This window comes from Nocardia nova NBRC 15556, assembly GCF_001613005.1.
In the GTDB taxonomy this organism is placed as follows: domain Bacteria; phylum Actinomycetota; class Actinomycetes; order Mycobacteriales; family Mycobacteriaceae; genus Nocardia; species Nocardia nova.
Window position 1 is genome coordinate 1 of sequence record NZ_BDBN01000181.1, and the last position, 2,250, is coordinate 2,250.

The following is a 2,250-nucleotide window of genomic DNA, read 5'->3' on the forward strand; positions in this document are numbered from 1 at the left end:
GGCCGGCGCCGGCGGCAGGCCGATCGCGCACGTCCGAGACGGCACCGCGATCCGTGCCGCGCATCCCGGCGACCGTCCGGCCGCGGCCGGAGATTCGAACCGTCGCCATGGTGTGTTCGGCGCCTCGATCACGGTGCCACACGGGCCCGCGATGTGCCTGGCTACCGTTGCGGCACTGTGGCCCACGGTGTAGCCGCGTGGACACCGATGTCCGGGGAACCGTTGTGACGTGGAAAGATGGAGGTCGTGTTGCGCTGGATTACTGCTGGTGAGTCTCATGGTCCCGCTCTTGTCGCCATCGTCGAGGGGATGGTGGCCGGTGTCGAGGTGACCTCGGCCGATATCGCCGCGCAACTGGCGCGGCGACGACTGGGCTACGGCCGCGGCGCGCGGATGAAGTTCGAGGCCGACAAGGTCACCGTGATCGGCGGGATCCGCCACGGCCGCACCATGGGTGGCCCCGTCGCGATCGAGATCGCCAATTCCGAATGGCCGAAGTGGACCGAGGTCATGGCCGCCGACCCGGTCGACGAGGCCGAACTGGCCGAGCTGGCCCGCAACGCCCCGCTGACGCGCCCCCGTCCCGGCCACGCCGACTACTCGGGGATGCTCAAATACGGCTTCGACGACGCCCGCAACGTGCTCGAACGCGCCAGTGCCCGCGAAACCGCCGCTCGGGTCGCCGCGGGCACCGTAGCGCGGCAGTTCCTGCGCCAGGCCCTCGGCGTCGAGGTCGTCTCCCACGTGGTCTCGATCGGCACCGCGGCCGCGCGTCCGGGTTTCGTGCCGTCCGCTGCCGATCTCGAGGCCGTCGACGCCAGCCCGGTCCGCGCATTCGACCCCGAGGCCGAAACCGCGATGATCGCCGAGATCGAGGCCGCCAAGAAGGACGGCGACACCCTCGGTGGCGTCGTCGAGGTGGTGGTCACCGGACTGCCGGTCGGATTGGGATCGTTCGTCAGCGGTGAACAGCGTCTGGATTCCCGGCTGGCCGCTGCCTTGATGGGGATCCAGGCCATCAAGGGTGTCGAGGTCGGCGACGGATTCGAGACCGCGCGGCGGCGCGGCAGCGCCGCCCACGACGAAATGCGCCCTGGTCCCGACGGGGTGCTGCGCTCCACCAACCGCGCCGGCGGCCTCGAGGGCGGTATGACCAACGGCGAAGCCCTGCGCGTGCGCGCGGCGATGAAGCCCATCTCCACCGTTCCGCGCGCGCTGTCCACCGTGGATATGGCCACCGGCGACGAGGCGGTGGCCATCCATCAGCGCTCCGACGTCTGCGCGGTCCCTGCCGCCGGTGTGGTCGCCGAGGCCATGGTCGCGCTCGTCGTCGCGCAGGCGGTGCTGGAGAAATTCGGCGGCGATTCCCTCGCCGAGACCGTCGACAACCTCACGACGTACCAGAAGCGCATCCAGACCCGCCCGCACATCCCGGGCGTCGTGGCGTCGGAGGCATGAATGGCTGATCCCGCGCGCGGCACCGCCCGGGTCCGGCGCCCGGGACAGCCGTCGTGATCGTCCGCAGCGACCCCGGCCGGCCCAGCGTGATCCTCATCGGCCCGCCCGGGGCCGGTAAGTCGACGATCGGGCGCAAGCTCGCTCGCGAGCTCGGCGTCTCGCTCTACGACACCGACGCCGGGATCGAACAGGACACCGGTCGCAGCATCCCCGACATCTTCGCCACCGACGGCGAGCCGGAATTCCGGCGCATCGAGGAACGCGTGGTGCGCCGCGCGATCCTCGCCGAACACGGGGTCGTATCCCTCGGCGGCGGTGCGATCCTGTCCGCGGCGACCCGGGAGTTGTTGCGCGGGCGCACGGTGGTGTACCTGGAGATCAGCGTGTCCGAGGGACTGCGCCGGACCGGGGCGTCGACGAATCGGCCGCTGCTCAACGGCGACGATCCGAGCGCGAAATATCGCGAACTCATGCGCGTGCGCCGCCCGCTGTATCGCGAGGTAGCCTCCATCCGGATCCGCACCGACGGCCGCAGTCCCGGCCGCGTCGTCCGTGCCATCCTTGCCAAACTCGGCGTCGAACCGGCCGAAACACCGGCGCCGCAACCGGATTCGACGAGTGCCGAACCTACGGGCACCCGTCGTTCCCGCCCGCGTGGGCGTCGTCGCCGCACCCGCGCCGCGGCCGACAGCGCCGCCCGGACCGCACCCGAGCTCGGTGAAACCGAAGCCGCGCAACCGGATTCGATCGAGACGGACCGTACCCAGCCGCGCCGCCGAGCCCGGCGGTCCC

Annotated in this window: 2 protein-coding genes and 1 pseudogene; all 3 read left to right on the forward strand. The window is 71.3% G+C overall.

The genetic code is table 11. The annotated features are described in order from the left end of the window. Positions 1 to 193: pseudogene (locus NN2_RS38295) on the forward strand (hypothetical protein); the annotation flags it as partial. A 44-nt stretch (positions 194 to 237) separates the two neighbouring features. Beyond that, on the forward strand, positions 238 to 1,458 hold the full coding sequence (gene aroC, locus NN2_RS35560) for a chorismate synthase (protein WP_063019646.1): 1,221 nt from the start codon (positions 238 to 240) through the stop codon (positions 1,456 to 1,458). 53 nt (positions 1,459 to 1,511) lie between these two features. Further along, on the forward strand, positions 1,512 to 2,250 hold a 739-nt coding region (locus tag NN2_RS35565; protein ID WP_156511572.1), incomplete at its 3' end, for a shikimate kinase.